Source organism: Psychrobacter aquimaris, assembly GCF_016107525.1.
GTDB lineage: Bacteria > Pseudomonadota > Gammaproteobacteria > Pseudomonadales > Moraxellaceae > Psychrobacter > Psychrobacter aquimaris.
The window spans coordinates 36288-57885 of record NZ_JABASR010000017.1; the positions used below are offsets into that span (position 1 = coordinate 36288).

The 21598-nt window shown below is 42.0% G+C and carries 28 protein-coding genes; 4 read left to right on the plus strand and 24 right to left on the minus strand.

Features of this window, described 5'->3' with window-relative positions; all coding sequences use genetic code 11:
• Nucleotides 1–75 precede the first annotated feature (75 nt).
• Both ilvN and JFC10_RS13390 read right to left on the minus strand, forming a co-directional pair.
• Nucleotides 76–573, minus strand: a complete 498-nt coding sequence (ilvN, locus tag JFC10_RS13385) for an acetolactate synthase small subunit (protein WP_198333330.1) — start codon at nucleotides 571–573, stop codon at nucleotides 76–78.
• Nucleotides 573–2285, minus strand: coding sequence for an acetolactate synthase 3 large subunit (locus JFC10_RS13390; RefSeq protein WP_198333359.1), 1713 nt, complete (start codon nucleotides 2283–2285; stop codon nucleotides 573–575). Before JFC10_RS13390 ends, ilvN begins: the two co-directional genes overlap by 1 nt.
• Nucleotides 2286–3268: 983 nt before the next feature.
• Here JFC10_RS13390 and JFC10_RS13395 point away from each other — a divergent pair.
• On the plus strand, nucleotides 3269–3766 hold the full coding sequence (locus JFC10_RS13395) for a DUF4124 domain-containing protein (protein WP_198333331.1): 498 nt from the start codon (nucleotides 3269–3271) through the stop codon (nucleotides 3764–3766).
• Between the two features lie 8 nt (nucleotides 3767–3774).
• Here the strand turns inward: JFC10_RS13395 and JFC10_RS13400 are convergent, their stop codons facing one another.
• On the minus strand, nucleotides 3775–5502 hold the full coding sequence (locus JFC10_RS13400; protein ID WP_198333332.1) for an NAD(P)H-hydrate dehydratase: 1728 nt from the start codon (nucleotides 5500–5502) through the stop codon (nucleotides 3775–3777).
• A 192-nt stretch (nucleotides 5503–5694) separates the two neighbouring features.
• Here JFC10_RS13400 and queG point away from each other — a divergent pair, with 192 nt between their 5' ends.
• Complete coding sequence (queG, locus tag JFC10_RS13405) at nucleotides 5695–6927, plus strand: tRNA epoxyqueuosine(34) reductase QueG (protein WP_198333333.1); 1233 nt, start codon at nucleotides 5695–5697, stop codon at nucleotides 6925–6927.
• 98 nt (nucleotides 6928–7025) lie between these two features.
• On the opposite strand, the gene lysM is transcribed toward queG, so the two are convergent.
• The 6 genes from lysM to JFC10_RS13435 form a co-directional block, all read right to left on the minus strand.
• On the minus strand, nucleotides 7026–7535 hold the full coding sequence (gene lysM / locus JFC10_RS13410; RefSeq protein ID WP_055125278.1) for a peptidoglycan-binding protein LysM: 510 nt from the start codon (nucleotides 7533–7535) through the stop codon (nucleotides 7026–7028).
• Nucleotides 7536–7821: 286 nt separating this feature from the next.
• Complete coding sequence (gene acpP / locus JFC10_RS13415; RefSeq protein WP_025652201.1) at nucleotides 7822–8058, minus strand: acyl carrier protein; 237 nt, start codon at nucleotides 8056–8058, stop codon at nucleotides 7822–7824.
• Between the two features lie 282 nt (nucleotides 8059–8340).
• Nucleotides 8341–9069 carry a 3-oxoacyl-ACP reductase FabG gene (gene fabG, locus JFC10_RS13420; protein ID WP_198333334.1) on the minus strand — a complete coding sequence of 243 codons (729 nt, stop codon included), beginning with the start codon at nucleotides 9067–9069 and terminating at the stop codon, nucleotides 8341–8343.
• Complete coding sequence (gene fabD, locus JFC10_RS13425; protein ID WP_193011075.1) at nucleotides 9066–10034, minus strand: ACP S-malonyltransferase; 969 nt, start codon at nucleotides 10032–10034, stop codon at nucleotides 9066–9068. The genes fabG and fabD overlap by 4 nt, the downstream gene beginning before the upstream one ends.
• Before the next feature lie 437 nt (nucleotides 10035–10471).
• Nucleotides 10472–10654 (minus strand): 50S ribosomal protein L32, encoded by a 183-nt coding sequence (gene rpmF / locus JFC10_RS13430; RefSeq protein WP_011512869.1) that lies wholly within the window; start codon nucleotides 10652–10654, stop codon nucleotides 10472–10474.
• Nucleotides 10655–10991: 337 nt separating this feature from the next.
• On the minus strand, nucleotides 10992–11585 hold the full coding sequence (locus tag JFC10_RS13435) for a YceD family protein (protein ID WP_198333335.1): 594 nt from the start codon (nucleotides 11583–11585) through the stop codon (nucleotides 10992–10994).
• Nucleotides 11586–11769: 184 nt separating this feature from the next.
• Here JFC10_RS13435 and JFC10_RS13440 point away from each other — a divergent pair, with 184 nt between their 5' ends.
• Nucleotides 11770–12501, plus strand: coding sequence for an elongation factor P hydroxylase (locus JFC10_RS13440; RefSeq protein WP_198333336.1), 732 nt, complete (start codon nucleotides 11770–11772; stop codon nucleotides 12499–12501).
• 218 nt (nucleotides 12502–12719) lie between these two features.
• Nucleotides 12720–13340: an L-threonylcarbamoyladenylate synthase gene (locus tag JFC10_RS13445; protein WP_193011072.1), complete on the plus strand. Its 621-nt coding sequence runs from the start codon at nucleotides 12720–12722 to the stop codon at nucleotides 13338–13340.
• Between the two features lie 79 nt (nucleotides 13341–13419).
• Here JFC10_RS13445 and rplQ read toward each other — a convergent pair whose 3' ends face one another.
• From rplQ to rplE, 15 genes are all read right to left on the minus strand, one after another.
• Entirely contained in the window at nucleotides 13420–13779 is a 360-nt protein-coding gene (gene rplQ / locus JFC10_RS13450) for a 50S ribosomal protein L17 (protein WP_021813387.1), read from the minus strand.
• A gap of 19 nt (nucleotides 13780–13798) precedes the next feature.
• Nucleotides 13799–14806 (minus strand): DNA-directed RNA polymerase subunit alpha, encoded by a 1008-nt coding sequence (locus tag JFC10_RS13455; RefSeq protein ID WP_045446643.1) that lies wholly within the window; start codon nucleotides 14804–14806, stop codon nucleotides 13799–13801.
• An 80-nt stretch (nucleotides 14807–14886) separates the two neighbouring features.
• Nucleotides 14887–15528 carry a 30S ribosomal protein S4 gene (gene rpsD / locus JFC10_RS13460; protein ID WP_010196731.1) on the minus strand — a complete coding sequence of 214 codons (642 nt, stop codon included), beginning with the start codon at nucleotides 15526–15528 and terminating at the stop codon, nucleotides 14887–14889.
• 48 nt (nucleotides 15529–15576) lie between these two features.
• Complete coding sequence (rpsK, locus tag JFC10_RS13465) at nucleotides 15577–15966, minus strand: 30S ribosomal protein S11 (RefSeq protein ID WP_045454458.1); 390 nt, start codon at nucleotides 15964–15966, stop codon at nucleotides 15577–15579.
• 20 nt (nucleotides 15967–15986) lie between these two features.
• The gene (rpsM, locus tag JFC10_RS13470; RefSeq protein WP_021813384.1) at nucleotides 15987–16343 is read right to left on the minus strand and encodes a 30S ribosomal protein S13; all 357 of its coding nucleotides are present in this window, start codon (nucleotides 16341–16343) and stop codon (nucleotides 15987–15989) included.
• 253 nt (nucleotides 16344–16596) lie between these two features.
• Nucleotides 16597–16713, minus strand: a complete 117-nt coding sequence (gene rpmJ / locus JFC10_RS13475; RefSeq protein ID WP_010196721.1) for a 50S ribosomal protein L36 — start codon at nucleotides 16711–16713, stop codon at nucleotides 16597–16599.
• A 31-nt stretch (nucleotides 16714–16744) separates the two neighbouring features.
• Nucleotides 16745–18076: a preprotein translocase subunit SecY gene (gene secY / locus JFC10_RS13480; protein WP_193011088.1), complete on the minus strand. Its 1332-nt coding sequence runs from the start codon at nucleotides 18074–18076 to the stop codon at nucleotides 16745–16747.
• Nucleotides 18077–18095: 19 nt separating this feature from the next.
• Nucleotides 18096–18536 carry a 50S ribosomal protein L15 gene (gene rplO, locus JFC10_RS13485; RefSeq protein ID WP_193011071.1) on the minus strand — a complete coding sequence of 147 codons (441 nt, stop codon included), beginning with the start codon at nucleotides 18534–18536 and terminating at the stop codon, nucleotides 18096–18098.
• Entirely contained in the window at nucleotides 18536–18715 is a 180-nt protein-coding gene (gene rpmD / locus JFC10_RS13490) for a 50S ribosomal protein L30 (RefSeq protein ID WP_010196714.1), read from the minus strand. Before rpmD ends, rplO begins: the two co-directional genes overlap by 1 nt.
• Before the next feature lie 20 nt (nucleotides 18716–18735).
• The gene (gene rpsE / locus JFC10_RS13495) at nucleotides 18736–19251 is read right to left on the minus strand and encodes a 30S ribosomal protein S5 (protein ID WP_010196711.1); all 516 of its coding nucleotides are present in this window, start codon (nucleotides 19249–19251) and stop codon (nucleotides 18736–18738) included.
• A gap of 2 nt (nucleotides 19252–19253) precedes the next feature.
• Nucleotides 19254–19604: a 50S ribosomal protein L18 gene (rplR, locus tag JFC10_RS13500; protein WP_193011070.1), complete on the minus strand. Its 351-nt coding sequence runs from the start codon at nucleotides 19602–19604 to the stop codon at nucleotides 19254–19256.
• A gap of 11 nt (nucleotides 19605–19615) precedes the next feature.
• Complete coding sequence (gene rplF / locus JFC10_RS13505) at nucleotides 19616–20149, minus strand: 50S ribosomal protein L6 (protein WP_021813380.1); 534 nt, start codon at nucleotides 20147–20149, stop codon at nucleotides 19616–19618.
• Nucleotides 20150–20316: 167 nt separating this feature from the next.
• On the minus strand, nucleotides 20317–20715 hold the full coding sequence (rpsH, locus tag JFC10_RS13510; protein WP_193011069.1) for a 30S ribosomal protein S8: 399 nt from the start codon (nucleotides 20713–20715) through the stop codon (nucleotides 20317–20319).
• Nucleotides 20716–20726: 11 nt separating this feature from the next.
• Nucleotides 20727–21032 (minus strand): 30S ribosomal protein S14, encoded by a 306-nt coding sequence (gene rpsN / locus JFC10_RS13515; RefSeq protein ID WP_021813378.1) that lies wholly within the window; start codon nucleotides 21030–21032, stop codon nucleotides 20727–20729.
• A 12-nt stretch (nucleotides 21033–21044) separates the two neighbouring features.
• Nucleotides 21045–21581, minus strand: a complete 537-nt coding sequence (rplE, locus tag JFC10_RS13520; RefSeq protein ID WP_068408463.1) for a 50S ribosomal protein L5 — start codon at nucleotides 21579–21581, stop codon at nucleotides 21045–21047.
• Nucleotides 21582–21598: the final 17 nt, after the last annotated feature.

Sequence of the window (21598 nt, forward strand, 5' to 3'; positions counted from 1 at the left end):
AGTGATGGGTGAGATAAGCGCTATGTTAATGTTTGAGTAAATAATTTAATCTACAATATGTGTAATAAGCGCTCGTTATAAACTGAGCGTTTTTTCGCCGCGTGCAATACCAATCACACCCGAGCGCACCACTTCCATAATACGTTCGCGACCAATCACATCAATAAAACCGTCAAGCTTGGCTTTGTCACCGACGATTTGAATGGTATAAAGATTGGAATTCACATCAACGATTTGTGCGCGAAAAATATCGGCACTGCGTTTAATTTCTTCACGTACGCCGCCCGTCGCCCGTACTTTTATGAGCATTAACTCGCGTTCGACGTGTACGGTATCTGACAAATTAAGCACTTTAACCACTTCAATCAATTTATGCAATTGCTTGGTGATTTGTTCTATTTTTTCAGGTGACGTAATAGTGGTCAATGTTAAGCGAGAAATACTCGGATCGTCTGTTGGCGCAACGTTTAAGGTTTCGATGTTGTAGCCACGTTGAGAGAACAAACCGACCACTCGCGACAACGAACCCGCTTCGTTTTCCATCAATACCGAAATCAGATGTTGTTGTTGCATTAGGTACGCTCCCCTTTTGTTAACCACATATCACGCATCGCTTGCCCAGCGATTTGCATCGGATACACATGCTCGTTACGATCGACATAAACGTCAATAAACACCAGTCTATCTGTTATTGCCATGGCTTCCGCCAACTGTGCTTCCATAGTCGCAGGATCGGTAATTTTGATACCGACGTGACCATAGCTTTCAGCGAGTTTGACAAAGTCTGGTAGTGAATTCATATAAGAATGTGCATGACGACCTTCATACAGCATATCTTGCCACTGCTTCACCATACCTAATTGAGCATTGTTTAGATTCAAGATTTTAACTGGCAAATTATATTGTAAGCAGGTTGAAAGCTCTTGAATATTCATCTGAATAGAGCCTTCACCCGTGATACAAACCACATCACGCTCAGGGTTGGCAAGTTTGGCTGCCATCGCGTACGGCAATCCAACACCCATCGTACCAAGACCGCCTGAGTTTAACCATTGACGCGGCTCATTATAGGTATAGTAAAGCGCGGCAAACATCTGATGCTGACCGACGTCACTGGTAATAATCGCATTACTATTAGTCACTTTATCTAAAGCTTGCACGACCGCTTGTGGCTTAATACCGTTATCGGTACTGGTGTCATAACGCAGACCATGACGCTTACGCCACTCATTAATTTGTGACCACCAATCCAACAATGCATGTTGTTCAAGTTCTTTATCCTCACCGATAATCTCTAGTATATCGGTAAGGACAGATTTGACATCACCCACGATTGGGATATGCGCATTAATCGTTTTTGAAATGGACGTAGGATCAATATCAATATGAATAATCGTCGCATTCGGACAGAATTTTTTGACATTATTGGTTACGCGGTCATCAAAACGTGCACCTATTGCCAAGATTACATCGGCGTGATGCATGGTCATATTGGCTTCATAAGTGCCATGCATGCCGAGCATACCTAAGAACTGACGATCCGAACCAGGAAAGGCACCCAAGCCCATTAAGGTATTGGTTACTGGTAAATTGAGGCGATGCGCAAGATCGGTTAGCTCTTTATGTGCATTGCCTAAAACAACACCACCACCAGAGTAAATAATCGGACGCTTTGCAGCAAGCAGCGTTTCAACCGCTTTTTTAATTTGACCACTATGACCTTTTAATGACGGCTGATACGAGCGTATAAACACTTCTTCTGGATAAGCGTAAGCAAACTTTTCACTTGGCGCGGTCATATCTTTTGGCACATCAATGACTACAGGACCTGGGCGTCCAGACTGGGCAATATAAAAAGCTTTTTTGACAATCATTGGGATTTCGCTAGCATGACGCACTTGAAAGCTATGCTTCACGATAGGACGTGATACGCCAACCATATCTGTTTCTTGAAAAGCATCTTCACCGATTAGGCTGCTAGGTACCTGACCTGCGATGACTACCATCGGCACTGAATCCATAAACGCCGTTGCGATAGCCGTCACCGTGTTAGTAGCACCCGGACCTGATGTCGCTAATACTACACCAGTTTCACCAGTCACTCGCGAATAAGCATCTGCCATGTGACCGGCTGCTTGCTCATGACGCACCAAGATGTGCTCGATATTCTCTTGTTGAAACAAAGCATCATAGATATGAAGAACTGCACCACCTGGATAGCCAAAAATATATTTGACGCCCTCATCAGTCAGTGATTGCACCAACATCTCAGCACCAGATAGCATTACAGGTTGCTCACTACCTTCAGCAAGGCGTTGTTGCTTTTCTTCAAAATTTTTGGCGGCATTTCCCGTTTGGGTATGTCCCGTCATATTCGGACTTTGCGTGGTTTGCGTCACTGTCATCACCTTTTTTTTGTCAAGAATTGGTGCTCATTCGTAAGAGAAAACAATGCTATTTACACAAGGTTGTTCGTCTCATAGAAATGGCTGAAAATTCTTGTCCATATCAAGAATGTATGCCCGCTATATTTTAGTAAGGCTGCCTTATAAGACAGCATGCTACTCAAACACAGCAATATATGTAAGGTCAGTTTTATGGCAGGAGTCTATCGATGTACAGTGATAAGATGCGAGTGCATCTATAAAAGAAGCTTATTATTGATAAATAGCAGACAGCATTTACAACAGATTGATCTATACAGAGAAATCAATATCCGCAATTTAAATCACCTTCATAGCCAATAATAATTTGTAAAATGGTTTAGATTTTACAACAGGCTGATTAAAAACATTTAATTGCTGAATATTTTTCTATATTTAATACAACCGCTAGAGTCACGCTTAGCGCATTTCAAATAATAAGTTTATCTTAGTCATTGTAGACAGATAAGTCCGGAGACAATGCATAAAGTTATCGATAACAATCATTATAATTACTATCTTTGCAATATCATTGTCACAAAGAAAAGAAAACTGCGTAAGCCACTGATAAGTAAGCTATAGTCCTCTTTTTCAAGTGCCACGGCAATATCATAAAAGCCGCTCACTGACCAATCAACTGCTATCATATTCGATGGTTTATGAGCTATTGTCAAGAAAAACTTCTAAAGCCCATCCCTAACTATTAGTTATTAAATAATATACATTCATAAGGATTATTTGGTAGAATCAAAAGCTGGTACATTTTTAGTACCATTCCAACACTTAAATGATATATTGACACATATATACACATCTGTTTTTTACCCATTAAGAGGACTGCTACTATGGCATATGCGTTTAAGATAAACACCGCTGCCAAATTGCTTGTGAGTACTGTGTATATGCTGATGCTGTCGATGAATGCCAGTCATGCTATTCAAGTTTATAAATCTGTGGGTGCACATGGTGAAGTCAAATATAGCCAACATGCGCCGCAAAATGGCAAAAATATTGAGCTGATAGAATTTCGCAGTGATGGCAGGCAAAGCAATGCTGGACAATTGGCTGGCAAAACAGATGCCAATCAAAGCAACAATACTCAAAGCGTAGAAGAACAAAGAGTTGCAGCGCTTGAAGCACGCATTAAAGAGCAAGAGGCACAAGCCAATGCACAGCGTTGCCAGTCACTACGCAATAACCTGACCAACTTGAATGTCGGCGGACGCATCTATGAGATGGATGCCAATGGCAAACGACAATATCTAGATGGCCGAGAAATTGAGCTTAAACGTGAACGTGTCCAGCAGGCAATCGACCAATATTGTGGCAACTCGGCTACCTAGACTCAATGCTAATTAGAGACATTAATCAGTAGCTGCATCACATGGCGAATGGCTGCTGGCATATCTTGAGCCTGTAGCCCTCGTTGTCCTATCAATAGCGTATTATGTGGTGAGCTGACTAGTGTATCCCCTGCTAATCCATGCACCACAACTGCTTGGTGCAAGCTTTGTATGCTTGATGGTAAGTCTTGTTGCGCTAGCAGACCAGCAATGATGCCAGATAACACATCACCCATGCCAGCTGTCGCCATCCCAGCATTACCGACAGCGCAGACATAAACTTGGCGCTGACCTGAGCCTTGCTCTAATATCAAAGAGCCTGAGCCTTTTAGCACCCATTCACCACCATAAGTTGTAGTGCACTCTTTTATAGCTTGCAGTCTATCGCTTTCCACCTCACTGATCTTTTTATCAAGTAATCTAGCGGCTTCGCCACTGTGAGGCGTCAAGCGAACTTGATAATTAATGCTATATTCTCGCAGCTGACTTACCAGTTCATGATGCTCCAATTGCAACGATGCCAAATGATAAAGTCCATCGGCATCAATCACTAGCGACTTTTTCTCTTCAATAGCAGCTTGTAGATACTTTATAAATAAAACTTTTGCTTTTTCATCACGGCCGAGCCCCATACCAATAGCAATCACTGTGGCTGACTTGATTAACTGCTTCACTCCGTCCACATCATGCAAATTGATCGTCATTGCATCTGGTAATGAGGTTAATAAAGCGCTATGAAAGGCCTCATGGCAAGCAACCGTAATTTTACCTGCTCCTGCCGCCATCGAACTCGAAGCAGACAGTATCGCAGCGCCGCCCATACCTTGTGAGCCATCGATACGATTGCCACCAATAACCAGCACATGACCATAGCTGCCTTTATAACTATTTTGACGGCGAGGATATAGGCCATATGCACTAGCAATCAGTTTTGCTACTGGCATGAACCTTTTGTCATTTACTTGATAGGGTATCAGCGGTATATCAATTACCTTTCCGCTATAATCCACACCATCCTTGGTATGCAAACCGAATTTCCGTGCAATTAAGCATAGCGTTATATCAGCCTGTATAGCTACGTGCTCAAATACTTCACCAGTCGAAGCCACCAAACCACTTGGAATATCAACAGCAATTGCTAAGGTATTATTTCGTTCAGATAACTCATTGAAAGCGCTAATTGCTGTTTTATAAGTACCTGTAGGTGCACGATCCAGACCAATACCAAACAACGCATCAATATAGACACCGGCTTGCAAATTACTATCTATTCCTTCCTCTATATTATAAGCACTACTTTCAAAGCGTTGATAAGGGCAATTAGCCAAAAGCGCTACTTTTAGCGCTTTTTTTGCATCGGAAAAGCCGGTGGTGTCACTGATATAAAAATCATCACTCTCAAAACCAACTGTCACCACTTGTACCTGCCAACCCATCTGCTGTAAATAATAAGCAATGAGCCAACCGTCGCCACCATTATTACCCTTTCCAACCCAAATGCTCACTCGATGCTGACGAGAAGCATAAGTAGTGGCTGATGAATATATATTTAATTGCTTTTGTTCATATAATTGCTCTATGTGTTGCACCATTTGCCAGGCTGCTTGTTTCATCAACCCAAAACTATCATGCCCCTCTACAAACCATGCTTGCTCCATCGCATAGAGTTGTTCACTACTATATAACGGGATAGACTTTGTATTTTTTATAGGTGATAAATTGCTCTGATTGTTCATAACTAATCCTTGAGTATTTTTTGCTGATTTTTTATTTTATCGAAATATGCTTATTATCATTTAGCTTCAGCTTAGCAAACGCTTACGTCAACGTATGTATCAATATGAATGTGAAATTATTTGCTTTTATACTTGCGCTCTTAGCTCACTGGCTTATCATAGCGGTATTCACTCTATCACCTACTGTCACACATGAATAATCCTCCTAAAGTAAACTCGCCTATCTCTTCAACCCAGCAGAAATCAGCTAAGCAAACATCTTCTGAACCTAAGCCTGCGTCCGAAAAAAAGATTAATGTTAATAATAGCCCAATATTTACCACCACAGCAGATGTCAAACAATGGATTAAAACCCAAGCACAGGCTTTAGGGTTTGCCGACTGCGGGTTTTTATCGGTGCATCATCCTTTGTTCGCTAAACAGATTACACAATTGCAGCAATGGCTTGATAAAGGTTATGAAGGGCAGCTGCAGTTTATGCATAACAACCATGAACTGCGGGCAAATCCTGACCAACTGGTAGAAGGAGCAAAAACCATCATCAGTGTCCGTATGGATTATCTGACTCAAGCACCAACCCCACGTACGGTCACTGACAATGACTATCCCAATCAAGGCATCATCGCTCGTTATGCCAGAGGACGCGACTATCATAAAACGATGCGCAGTCGTTTGAAACAATTGGCACTAAAGATAGAAGCCATGCTTCCCGAATGGCAACACCTCAATATTGGTTCAGAGCAAGATTTTATTTTTAGGCCTTTTAGCGACTCTGCTCCTATTTTCGAGCGACCTATTGCCAACGCTGCTGGTCTTGGCTGGACAGGAAAGCATACCCTACTCATCAATAAGCAAGCGGGTTCATTTTTTGTATTGGGTGAACTATTTATTAGCCTTGAGTTACCTGATGACAAACCCGTCAAAGAGCATTGCGGCAGTTGTAGCGCTTGTATTGATATTTGTCCTACTCAAGCGATTGTCGAGCCCTATGAACTCAATGCTTCAGCTTGTATCTCCTACCTCACTATCGAGCACGATGGTATTATTGATACAAAATACCGCCGCGCGATTGGTAATCGCATCTTTGGCTGTGACGATTGTCAACTCATCTGTCCTTGGAATCGCTACGCCAATCTTACACCCGTAGAGGATTTCGCAGCACGGCACAATCTTGATAGCAGCAGTCTGCTTGAGCTATGGCAATGGCAAGAAGCTGAATTTATGAAAAAAACTGAAGGCAGCCCACTTAGACGCACAGGCTATGTGAACTTTTTGCGCAATATTGCTATTGGTCTTGGAAATGCTAATGGTCATCAAGACACCATTACTCAGTTACAATCAAAGCTAGGCATACACAACGAGATGCTTGATGTACATATCAACTGGGCCATAGCTGAACAGTACGAGAAATTAGAAAACATTTAAATCTTAAGCTTATATTTATATAAACCCGAAAAAAATGCCTCTTAATAGAATAAGAGGCATTTTTTACTCACACATATTTTTGACAGTTCAAAACCATATTATGGCTTAGGAATACGTAGCACTTGGCCAGGATAAATCTTATCAGGACTAGATAGCATCGGCTTATTGGCTTCAAAGATTTTCATATAATCATCCGCTGAACCATAAACCTCTTTTGCAATCTTAGACAAGCTATCACCAGATTTCACCGTATACATCGTTGACTCAGGCGCATCTTCTTCGATATCAATATTATCGATTACCTTAGCCACATTTTGTACATTACCAATGGCGATAATCGCTTTTTCGCGGTCTGCTTGCGTTTTGGCCTTACCGCTGATCTCTGCGGTATCTGTTGAGCCGTTATACTTGATTTTCAAATCGCTAATATTGAGATTCTGCTGCTGAATACGACGAAGTAAAATATTGGCAACTGATTGCGCAGAAGGTTCGCTACTTTGTACTGGCGTATTAGCATCTGCTTTTGTTTCTGACTTAGCATCGTGTTTGGCGTCATCACGATTGAAAATTTTATCACCAATATCTTTTGCGAAACTGAACATACCCATGTACATACTCCTTTAAATATTATTATTTACTATTTATCATTATTTTTTTAATGGCATATATAGTTTTATATATCACCACACTTTGTTACTGCTTACTATTATGAGTATAGACAAAGATAGGTGAGGTAGATAGTAATAGTATGTTGAGTAATGTTGATTTGGCGTAGCTTATGTTAACGCAATGATTAGTCGGATAAATGTCTGTGCCATAGTAAATAATGAGCATAAAAAAACCGCCTATCTATGCAGATAGGCGGCTAAAATAACTCGCTAAGCCACTAGCTAATTATAGCTGCGCTTGTACATAATCAATAGCTTTTTGAACAGTTGTTAATTCTGCTGAATCTTCATCAGGAATGGTAATACCAAAGTCACTTTCAAATGACATGACCAACTCAACTAGGTCTAACGAATCTGCACCTAAGTCTTCCATAAATGACGCATCATTGTTGATATCTTCAACATTCATACCCAATTGCTCAGCTACTGCAGCTTTAACTCTTAGCTCGGTATCATTACTCATGTAGATTTCTCCTTTTTGATCTATTATTTTGGCAAAATGCCATAGCCCTATCATTAGGCTCTATAGCATTTTATATAAAATGACATCTTCAGACTAGCACAGCTATCTGAGTACTTTGTAACTTGTTTTATAACTGGTTATACGTTTTGACTAATGTCCGGTACAGCCTTGCTATAATACAGGGCTTTGACATAAAAGTATTCGCCATTATAGCACCCTTTATTATAGTTTACACTCGTACACAGAGTTTTTTATTATAACTGTGTAACACTTATTTACCACCTACATATACATACCGCCGTTGACAGGAATAACAGCGCCTGTGATGTAACTGGCCTCATCGCTGGCTAAGAAATGTACGGCTGCTGCAATGTCTTCTGGCTGTCCAAGACGGCTGATGGGTACAGCGTCTAGCATAGAGTTTAGTAGACGTTCGTCGAGCTCGTCCGTCATATCCGTTTCAATTAAACCTGGGGCTACGCAATTAATCGTTACTTGTCGTGAGCCAATTTCACGCGCGAGCGTACGGCTGAACCCTTCAACGCCAGCTTTGGTCGCAGCATAGTTAGACTGACCTGCATTACCCATTTGAGCAACAACCGAGGTTATGTTGATGATACGACCACGGCGCGCTTTCATCATACCGCGCACGGCGCGTTTACTCATGCGGTATACCGATGTCAAATTGGTATCGATGACATTTTCCCAATCTTCATCTTTCATGCGCATCAATAGACCATCTTGGGTGATCCCCGCATTATTGACCAAGACCTGTACTGCGCCATAAACGCTCTCAATCTCTTCAAACAGTTTATCAACTTGCGTGGTATCACGCACGTCTAAGACACGTCCAATACCACCACTATCATGGAGATAACCATCAATCAGCTCAGCGCCCTTTTCCGTGGTCGCTGTGCCAATAACAAAATGTCCTTCTTTGGCGAAACGTTTGGCAACAGCTTTACCAATACCGCGGCTAGCGCCTGTCACTAAGGTAATCGTACGACTCATGATAACACCTCCATTAATTTATCAAGACGAGCGGGCTTGTCGGTAGGATAGCTAGTAATTGGCTGTGCTTGACGCTTCGCCAAGTTGCTCAATACATTACCACTGCCACATTCGATTAAAATATTAATTTGTTTGTCAGCCAGTTCTTGCATGGTTTTTGACCATAATACTGGTTGGCTTAATTGCTCTGTTAATGCCTGCTTGATACCTACCGCACTGCTCTCAACACGCGCATGTCGATTTTGAATAACAGGAATCATCGCTTGATCGAATTTTATTTCTGCCAAAATCTCAGCCAATGCACTACTAGCTGGCTCCATGAGTGCACAATGTGACGGTACGCTGACCTTTAACGGGATAGATTTTTTGCCTGTGTTTTGCACTTTATCGATAACAGCATTAACACCAGCAGCATTACCCGATATCACCACCTGCCCTGGACTATTAAAGTTGGCTGCACCTACAATGGCACCCTCGACATGTTCAGTCGCTTGCTCACATAGGTTTTCAACTCGATTGTCTTCAAGTCCTAACACTGCTGCCATAGCAGTATCGACACCTACAACGGCTTCTTGCATCAGTTGACCGCGCTTGTGTACCAATTTAACCGCATCAGCAAGCGATATGACCTCAGCTGCGCAAAGCGCACTGTACTCACCCAAAGAATGACCCGCTAAATAACAAGGCGCTGTGGCTATTTTTTGTTTCAAGATACGCCAAATGGCGATGCTGGCCGTCAGTAATGCCGGCTGAGTATATTGCGTTTGATTGAGTTTTTCTTCATTTTGACAGATTGCCCATAAATCTTCACCAAGCGCTGCGCTAGCTTCAGTAAAGGTATCGAGAATCTCTGGATAGATTTCAGCAAGCTCACTAGTCATCCCGACTACTTGCGATCCTTGACCAGGAAAAATCACCGCAATACGTGTTGGCGGCTTTTTTACCATATCGGGTACAGAGGCCATAACCAATATTCCTTATTTAATTGGAAATATCCCTAAAAACAATTGGGGTTTATTATATTATTAGAGGCGATATAAAACCGTTGCTTTAGTATTTGTCTAAAAAAACGGATTATCGATAAACTATACACTGACGCACACTATTATCATAGCGGATGCGACCTAAACACGTACAGTAAAAGATACCACTCAAATTAGAATGATAGAACATATCAGTTCATTTTCATATTTTCTAAAGGCTCAAGGTAAAAGGTTATTCAAATAACTACTATAAAAGCCAATAGCAAAAAGCCAAGTTATCTAGCCACATAATATATGATAGCGAAATAACTTGGCTTTCTTCAGCTCAAAGCATATTACCTAATAACAGCGTTGCAGGAATAATGACAGTCACCAGTACTATCATTATTTTTGCAATTAGCTATCGAATAGCCAACAACTTAAGCGTCTTGACTAACTTTAAACAACTGGCGACCACGGTAGAAACCATCTTTAGTCATGTGATGACGACGATGTTTTTCACCGGTGGTAGCATCTACGCTTATCTCAGCGATTTCCATACGATGATGCGAACGGCGCATGTCACGACGAGAACGACTTTTACGACTTTTTTGAACGGCCATGATATAGCTCCTATACTTAAAAGGGGATAAGCTTGAAATTCAGCTTTAATCGACACTGACAGAGGCTATATAATCACAACAACCTAAGTCTTACGCATCATTAGTTAAATAGATTGCCACGTATTAAAGTGTTGATTACGTCTAAAATCTATAGTTAGTTTGCAAGATCAGCATCTATCTGCCAGTAGCAGATTGCTAGAATGCAATAAACGGGACATTATACGCATGTTTAGCGGATTAATAAAGCCCTGCTTCTCACTCTTTGGTAGAAAGCTGATGAAAGGTATCATAAACTTATTAAGTAGTACATTGATATATGACTTGTCTCTTAATAAGATTACAACTTGCCTTTTAGTGAGGCTAAAGCAGCAAAAGGATTTTCGCTTTCTTCCTCTTCTGGAATCTCACCAAATTGCTCTACCGTCATTTCACAGTCGTCATGCTTTGGTGCCATTGGCGTCTTCAGCAATATCTCATCTTCTACCAATTTTTTAAACGGTAATAAAAGCTCTGGTGCAGGCTCAGTAATAATTTCATTAAGTAATAAATAATCTTGTTCATCATTGATTGAACGTGCTTGGCTTTCATCTTCTAGTAGCGCAATATTATAATCATCAGACAAATCGATAGCTACTGGCTGTAAACAACGTTGACACGTTAACCAAACTTCACCAGTCAATGTAAATGCCAAATGTAAGACATTATTGCGGCGATACAAATTAGCATTGAGCGATATTTTTGCTTGTTCATGTTCAGTGGCTAAGGTAGCAGCAAGACGTTTGAAAGCGCTTGGCTCTATCTCGCCTGTCCATTCATAACCAGTATCTGCCCATTTATCCAAAGAAATAGATTCAGGCATACTAGTAGATAAAGGCGCTTTTTTATTATCAGCATAAGCTGCTGACGGTTTACTTTCTGGAGTGCTTGACATGCGCGGCCTCATTCATCAAAACGGTGTATAATATTGCCTGCCATACTAACGGAAAGCATTGAACGACGCTAGCGCTAGTATGTTAAATTTTTTGATATGCGCTCTATTTTCATCTCTTTATTTCCTCTATTTATATTCAAAGATAGTTCTTATTTTTATCTTTTATTTAACCAGTGTTTTACCTATGAATGTGTTTAATAATAAACCTGATTTCTCGAACCTACTCTCTGCACTCGAAGCAAAAATCTTGTTGCAACGTCTCACCACGTTAACCAATAATGTTAATACATCCTCTACTGACTCGTGGAGCTTTAAAAAAGATCAGGACTTAGAGGATGTAAAAAGCGAATGGCAAAGGTTATCTGCTATCAAAGGCTTAGATGATACTCAATCATTGGTTAATAAATACGAGCAAGCGGCTACTGCTTGGCTCATCCAATTATTCAACACTTTATTCGCTCATCAAAACGTTATATTGGTTCGTGGTCAAGGAGACCCAGAGTACTTTCCGGCACAAAATAACGAACCCGCAAAAATTGAATTCGCTCATGGATTTTTTGCTAGCGCATTGCATGAACTAAGCCATTGGTGTGTGGCTGGAGAGGCTCGTAGACGTTTGCCTGACTTTGGCTACTGGTATGCACCAGATGGTCGTACCGCCGCTCAGCAGCAAGCATTTGAACGCGTAGAGATTAAGCCGCAAGCGTTAGAGTGTCTATTCACTCTTGCTTGCGAACGGTCATTTGAGGTGTCACAAGACAATTTGTTCGCTGACTTCGATACGAGCGATAGTACATTCGCAAATGACGTCTATCGACAAGCGCAACAATATATTGCTGAGCCCAATATACTGCCACGTGATGCTAAAACGCTATTACACGCATTACTCAGTATCTCTACAGCTGATCCAGAATAATAGCAACATATCAGCTTAAAGGTGCAGCATTTTTGCGTTAACGATTGTCTACGCACAGTAACGCCTTGCTACCAAACTTATATTGGCTTTGCGCTATACTAAGGAAGCAGTGATACTTTTTTAGCAAATTTAGTGAAAGGAGCGTGACCGCTAAAAACGGTCTACTTAGTCAAAAACTTCATATTCAACAACCCATAATTATAAAATAAGGAACTGCTATGCAAGTATTTTATATTCATCCAGAAAATCCACAGCCACGTCTTATTGAGCAAGTAGCAGATCTGTTACGCAAAGACCAACTCATTATCTACCCTACCGATACCAGCTATGCTTTTGGTTGTCGCTTAGGGGCAAAGGATGCACTCGATAAGCTTAAACAAATTCGTGAGCTTGATGATAAACACCAGTTTACCTTGCTATGCCGTGACTTAAGCGAAATTGCCAACTATGCCGCAGTAGACAATGTACAATTTAAACAGCTCAAAGCACACACTCCTTCGCCCATTACCTTTATCCTCAATGCCACGAAAGACGTGCCAAAGAAATTAGCACATGCGAAGAAAAAAACCATTGGCATCCGGGTACCTAGCAATCCCATTGCTCAGGCGCTTTTAGAAGCCATGGATGAGCCGATCTTAACCAGTTCATTAATTCTACCCAATCGCGACGACATACTAGATGATCCCTTTGAGATTGAGGATTTATTAGGCAATCAAATTGACGCTTTGATAAATGCAGGTGTAAAGACCACTAAGCTAACTACTATCGTTGATATGACTGGTAGCCAACCTGAAATTATCAGACAAGGTGCCGCTGATGTAGATTCACTACTGCGGTAATAGACTAAAATATCAGACACAAAAAAAAGCTCCAATTCAATTGGAGCTTTTTTATATACATCTTTTGCTTATTGTAAAATTAGTCGCGATCAACCAATTCTACATAAGCCATTGGCGCATTGTCACCATCACGGTAACCACATTTTACGATACGCAAATAGCCACCTGGACGCGTCTGGTAACGAGGACCTAACGTGCCAAATAGTTTGCCTACCATAGCTTTGCTACGCATACGGCTAAACGCTAAACGACGGTTAGCAACGCTGTCTTCTTTAGCCATAGTGATTAATGGCTCGGCAACGCGACGTAACTCTTTTGCTTTTGGTAAAGTTGTTTTGATCAGTTCATGCTCAAATAATGAGTTAGTCATGTTCTGAAACATTGCCTTACGATGACTGCCGGTACGACCCAGCTTGACTCCACTCTTACGATGGCGCATAGTCAAAAATCCTTAAAGTTTAACGGCTACGATAAGAAAAGCGATCATCAACACGAAGGTCAGCTGGTGGCCAGTTATCTAGGCGCATACCGAGCTCTAAATCTTTAGACGCTAGTACGTCTTTGATTTCCGTTAATGATTTCTTACCAAGATTTGGGGTTTTTAGAAGTTCAGTCTCTGAACGTTGTACCAAATCACCGATATAGTAAATGTTTTCAGCTTTCAAGCAGTTGGCTGAGCGAACCGTTAGTTCAAGATCGTCCACAGGGCGTAATAGCACCGGATCAACCTCTTCTTTCTCTTTCACAGGCTCAGGCGCTTCTTCAGCTTCTAGGTCAACAAAGATAGAAATCTGTTGTTGTAAAATAGTGGCTGCTTTACGAATTGCTTCTTCTGGATCTATAGTGCCATTAGTTTCAAGCTCAATGATAAGACGATCAAGATCAGTACGCTGCTCTACACGAGCGTTCTCAACCTGATAAGCAACACGAAGCACAGGACTAAAACTTGCATCAAGCTTTAAACGTCCAATTGCTTTGGTATCACCATCTTCACGGCGCTGGTTTGCTGGCTCATATCCACGACCCATTACTACGCGCAAACGCATCTTAAGATGACCACGATCACTCAATGTACCCAACACCAATTCTGGATTGACGATGTCTACATTATGCGGTAACGCGATGTCTGCAGCAGTAATAGTGCCTGGACCTTGTTTATCCAAGGTCAAAAATACTTCATTTTGGTCATGAAGCGTAATAGCCAAGCCTTTTAGGTTCAAAAGCAAGTCAAGTACATCTTCTTGTAGCCCTTCAAGCGTTGAGTATTCATGGTCAACACCATCAATCTCAGCTTCAATGACTGCAGCACCAGGTAATGAAGATAACAAGATACGACGTAAGGCATTACCAAGGGTATGCCCAAAGCCGCGTTCTAACGGTTCGAGCGTGACTTTCGCAATCGTTTCATTAACCGTATCCACATTAATGGCATTCGGCGTTAGAAACTCAGTTGCATTTAGCATCATGATGTCACCTCGATTTATTAAACTGGTTTAATTAACGTTGATTGCTCAATGCCGTTTTCACGACATCGAGCAGTACGTCATTACTTAGAGTATAGCTCAACGATCAAGCTTTCGTTGATTTCAGCAGGTAGATCAATACGATCAGGCGCTTGTTTAAACGTGCCCTGTAGTTTGCTGTGATCAACATCTAGCCATTCTGGAATACCACGTTGTGTCGCTAGTTCAATAGCGTTTTTAATACGTAGCTGTTCGCGAGACTTCTCTTGGATAGCGATGACATCACCATCTTGAAGCTGAATTGATGGAATGTTCACACGAACAAACTCATCACGGCCAGCTTTTTTTACCATAACAGTACGATGACTGACTAGCTGACGTGCTTCAGCGCGAGTTGAGCCGAAGCCCATGCGATATACCACGTTGTCTAGACGGCTCTCAAGCATAGCTAACAAGTTTTCACCAGTAGCACCGCGCTTACGAGCAGCTTCTTTATAGTAATTAGCGAACTGACGCTCTAATACACCATAGATACGCTTAACTTTTTGCTTTTCACGCAACTGTAGAGCATATTCTGAGGTCTTGTTACGACTTACACCGTGTTGACCTGGTGGACGACCAGCTTTTTTCGTTTTTACGTCGTATGGTTTAACGCCAGACTTAAGACCTAAGTCAGTGCCTTCACGACGTGATAATTTAAGTTTTGGTCCAATATAACGGGCCATTGTTATGTCTCCTATAAGCTTTTGGGATAAAAAGCTTCGTCTTTAATATTAGACGCGGCGCTTTTTCGGCGCACGGCAACCATTGTGTGGGATTGGGGTTACATCAGAGATGCTGTTAACTTTATAACCCAATGCACCTAGTGCTCTTACCGCAGACTCACGACCCGGTCCTGGTCCTTTGACCAAAACGTCGATATTCTTAACACCATATTCTTGAGCCGCTTTACCAGCGACTTCAGCTGCAACCTGCGCTGCAAATGGTGTAGATTTACGTGAACCACGGAAGCCTTGTCCACCTGAAGTGGCCCAAGCCAGTGCATTACCTTGACGATCGGTAATCGTAACAATGGTGTTATTAAAAGACGCATGGATATGGGCAATGCCCTCCGATACTGAACGACGAGTCACTTTCTTGCGACTACGAGTGTCTTTAGCCATCTTTTAGCTTCCTAAGTTAATTATCTTTTGAGAGGGCGTGTCGGACCCTTACGAGTACGAGCGTTGTTCTTAGTATTCTGACCTCTAACTGGTAGGTTACGACGATGGCGGATGCCACGGTAACAACCAAGATCAACTAAACGCTTAATATTCATTGACACTTCACGACGAAGGTCACCTTCAGTCATGTAATTTGCAACTTGTGCACGGATAGCATCTAACTGTGTATCATCTAACTGACTAACTTTAGTAGTAGGGGCAATGCCAACTGCTTCTAAGATTTTCTGAGCAGTGGTACGACCTACACCAAAGATGTAAGTTAGTGAAATAACAGCATGCTTATTATCCGGAATGTTTACGCCGGCAATACGAGCCATTGATTTCTCTCCATTAAAGAAAAATAAGCGTTATTTATCAATAAGGCTTTATTTTTCAGATTTGTTGCTGTCAATACTAAAGCTTTTATAATTATTATCGCTGCTTTGACTTGGTTACAAGCCTATTCATTGACGGTCTTATAAAAGTTTTTGCATAAACTACGGCAAGTGGCGGATGATATCCCATCCGCCGTCATTTTTCAAGTGTTAATTAAAATAGTAACAAAAGTCTAAAACTTTACAATACTAAATATTAACCTTGACGTTGCTTGTGGCGAGGTTCTGCTGTGCAGATGATATGTACACGGCCTTTACGGCGCACAACTTTACAGCTACCACAAATCTTTTTAACTGATGCTTGAACTTTCATAGCATGCTCCTTGAAATATCGTACCGCTCATTTAAGGTTGAGTGGGCGATTGAATTAACGTCTGATCATGATATTGATGGGTCATCAAATGTGCTTGAATTTGCGAAATGAAGTCCATTACCACAACCACCATAATCAGTAAAGACGTACCACCGAGTTGAAACGGTACACCAAACGATGACTGGACGACCATTGGCATTAAACAAATAACCGTCATATACATCGCGCCAATAAAGGTCAGTCGGTTTAATACATGATCGAGATAACGCTGAGTTTGTTGTCCGGGGCGAATACCTGGGATATACGCACCACTACGTTTAAGGTTTTCAGCTACTTCACGTGGACTAAATACCAATGCCGTATAGAAGTAACAGAAGAAAATAATCATCGCGCCAAACAGAACCAAATATAGCGGCTGTCCTGGAGACAACACCAAGGCCATATTCTGTAATATCTTTTGTGTAAGAGTAGGATCAGTTGATTGACCGACCCACTGCCCTAAACTTGCTGGAAACAACAATAACGAGCTGGCAAAAATGGCTGGGATAACCCCTGCCATATTAAGCTTTAGCGGCAAATGAGATTGCTGCTGAGCATATATTTTGCGACCTTGTTGTTGCTTCTGTGCATAGTTCACTGGAACACGGCGCTGAGCACGTTCAATATAAACGATACCAGCAGTAACCGCGATGCCTAATAGCACAAAAATAAACAGTACAATCAAGTTCATCTGACCTTGATTGACCTGTTCAATAGACTGCGAAATCATACCTGGCGTACCAGCCACAATACTCGCAAAAATGAGCATTGAGATACCATTACCTACGCCGCGCTCTGTAATCTGCTCACCAAGCCACATTAAGAACATAGCGCCCGCTACTAAAGACGTAACGGCTGGAATATAAAAAGTCAGGCCAGAAGATAAGGTAAGATTTTGACTGATTAAGCCAGCACACATTCCTAACGACTGTACTAGCGCTAAAGCAAGTGTCCCTTGACGGGTGTACTTGTTTAGCTTGCGTCGTCCCGCTTCGCCTTCTTTTTTGAGGGCTTCAAGCGATGGCAATACCGCAGACATCATTTGTACAATAATCGATGCTGAGATATACGGCATAATGCCGAGCGCCATAATGGACATACGCTCTAGTGCACCACCTGAGAACATGTTAAACATACTCAAAATGGTATTTTCGTTGCGCGAAAACAGATCAGCCAAGTTAACCGGATTAATACCCGGCACCGGAATATGTGACCCTAAACGATAAACAATCAATGCGCCGATTAAGAATAACAAACGCGTCCATAATTCATCATACTTTCGTATGAAAGCAAATGGATTGAGCGGTATACCAGCCGATGACATTGATTGTTTTGACACGTTACTACTCCTCGATGCTACCACCAGCAGCTTCGATTGCTAGCTTAGCGCCTTTAGTCACTTTGATACCTTTAAAAGTATAAGCCTTAGTGACTTCGCCTGACAACATGATACGAGCACGCTTCATGTCATGACGGATAAGGTTGGCAGCTTTAAGTGTTTCAAGGCTAACCACATCACCTTCAATTTGATTTAGTTCAGAAAGACGTACTTCAGCAGTCTTCATTGCCATTTTACTGGTAAAACCAAATTTTGGTAAACGGCGGTATAAAGGCATTTGACCACCTTCAAATCCTGAGCGAATGCTAGAACCTGAACGAGATTTCTGACCTTTTACACCACGACCACCAGTCTTACCAAGACCTGAACCGATACCACGACCACGACGTTGGGCAGTTTTCTTTGCGCCAACACCTGGTGATAATTCATTTAATCTAAGACCCATTACGCTTCCTCCACTTTTACCATGTAGTTAACGCGATTGACCATACCACGGGTTGAAGGAGTATCTTCTACTTCAACAGTATGATTAATACGGCGTAAACCCAATCCTTTCAAGCTCGCTTTGTGGCTCTTTAGGCGATGGGCACCCGATTTAAATTGAGTGACTTTCATTTTTTTCATCGTAACTCACCTAGTCTAAGTTAACCCAAGATTTCGTCTACAGATTTACCACGTTTAGCTGCCATCTTCTCTGGAGTTGACATATCACGTAAACCGTTAAACGTTGCGCGAACAACGTTAGCAGTATTGGTAGAACCATAACATTTAGTCAAAACATCTTTGACACCAGCAACTTCTAATACAGCACGCATTGCGCCACCAGCGATTACGCCAGTACCTTCAGATGCAGGCTGCATATAAACTTTACTAGCACCATGACGTGCTTTGATCGGATGATACAAAGTTGCATCATTTAGCTCAACAGTAATCATATTACGTTTGGCAGCTTCTAGTGCTTTTTGAATAGCAGCTGGCACTTCACGTGCTTTACCGCGACCAAAACCAACACGACCATTGCCATCGCCCACTACGGTTAACGCAGTGAAAGAGAAAATACGACCACCTTTAACAACTTTTGCAACGCGATCAACGGTAACTAAGCGTTCTACTAGACCGTCAGTCTGTTCATTTTTATCATTTTTATCATTTCTAGCCATGATTAAAACTCCAATCCGTTTTCGCGAGCTGCTTCTGCTAAAGCTTTAACTCGACCATGATATTTAAAACCACTACGGTCAAAGGCAACTTTAGTAATACCAGCTGCTTTTGCGCGTTCTGCGATCATTTGGCCCACAGACGTTGCTGCATCAGCATTGCCGGTCGCGCCTGAGCGCAAGCTGCTGTCTAAGGTAGATGCCTGAGCAATCACTTCACCACCGGTAGGAGAGATAATCTGGGCATAAATATGTTTTGGCGTGCGAGTAACCGTTAAGCGATGAACGCCTAAGAAACGGATATGCGCGCGGGTTTTCTTAGCTCGACGCAGACGAGCTGCTTTTTTATCAAACATTTCAACTCACCTTATTTTTTCTTGGCTTCTTTGCGAATCACATGCTCGTCACTATAACGAATACCTTTACCTTTATAAGGCTCAGGTGGGCGGAAACCACGGATATTAGCCGCTGCTTGACCAAGCTGCTGTTTATTGTTTGATTTCAAAACAATTTCAGTCTGCGTTGGGGTTTCAGCTGACACACCTTCAGGCAACGTATATTCTACTGGATGAGAGTAACCAACGTTCAAAGTTACCTTGTTACCAGCAACTTGTGCGCGATAACCAACACCAATTAACTGAAGACGTCTTTCGAAGCCTTCATTTACGCCTGTAACATAGTTGTTTAGCAGAGCGCGCATGGTGCCAGTGTGCATCATAGCTTCTTTTGAATCGACTGTAGGTGAGAAAATGATCGCATCATCTTCCTGTTTCAGCTCGACCAATTCATGCAGGCGTAAAGACAAATTGCCGTTCTTGCCTTTCACTTCGACCTGCCGATCGTTCAAAGTAACACTTACGCCGTTTGGCAGTGTCACTGGGGCTTTAGCCACACGAGACATAGGAATATTCCTTAAAAAATTAACTTCTTTATATTAGCGAAAAAACTAACAGGCTAAAAAGCGTGTTAGTTTAGCATAGTTGACCGCGTTAGACACCTATCAATTTGAAATAATTCATCATCAATAGAGGTCTAACAACCATCAAATAGACTTCATCGTCGTATAGCTTACGCTACAAATGCGACGATTTCACCACCGATACCAGCAGCACGTGCAGCACGATCACTCATGATACCTTGGCTAGTTGATACGATAGCAACACCCATACCTTGCTTAACAGTAGGGATAGCGTCTTTACCGCGATGCTGGCGTAAACCAGGACGGCTAAAACGTTGAATCGTTTCGATGACAGCTTTGCCTTCGAAGTATTTTAATTCGATAGATAGGGTTGCTTTGTTGTTTGCTTCTTCAGTAACAACAGCGCTCGCCACATAACCTTCGCTAACTAGTAAATCAGCAATTGATTTACGTAATTTAGAGCTCGGCATTGCTACCGATACTTTGTTAGCCATTTGTGCGTTACGAATACGGGTTAGCATATCCCCAACGGTATCTTGCATACTCATATAGTTACCCCTTACCAGCTTGCTTTACGAACACCAGGCACATCGCCTTGCATGACACGCTCACGCAGCATATTGCGTGATAAGCCAAACTTGCGGAAGTAACCGTGAGGACGACCGGTGATAGCACAACGATTGCGCAGACGTACTGGTGATGAGTTGCGTGGTAGGGCTTGTAGCTCTAGCATCGCTTCCATACGAGTTTCGTCACTTGCAGTCATATCACTGATAGTTTCTTTTAGCTTGATACGCTTATCAGCGTACTTAGCAACCATTTTTTCGCGCTTTAATTCGCGGTTGATCATGCTCTTCTTTGCCATAACGTCTTTACCTTATTTAAATGGGAAGCCGAATGCTTTAAGCAACGCACGACCTTCTTCATCATTACCAGCTGACGTGGTGATCGTCACATCCATACCGCGGATACGATCAATCTTGTCAAAATCTACTTCTGGGAATACAATTTGTTCTTTGATACCCAATGAGTAGTTACCACGTCCGTCAAAGGCTTTAGGTGAAAAACCGCGGAAATCACGAATACGAGGAATTGCAATGGCAATGAGACGATCTAAAAATTCGTACATTTGCTCACCGCGTAGCGTTACTTTACAGCCAATTGGCCATTCTTCACGAATCTTAAAGCCAGCAACTGATTTACGCGCTTTGGTGACGACAGGTTTTTGACCAGCGATAGCGGTCATGTCAGCTACTGCACCTTCAAGCAATTTCTTGTCTTGAGACGCGCCGCCTACACCCATGTTAAGTGTGATTTTAGTGATTTTAGGCACTTGCATCACATTCGCTAAACCAAGCTCTTCTTTGATTTGCTGCTTTAATTCTTCGTTATATAAAGATTTTAATCTTGCCATTACCATTACACCCTTAG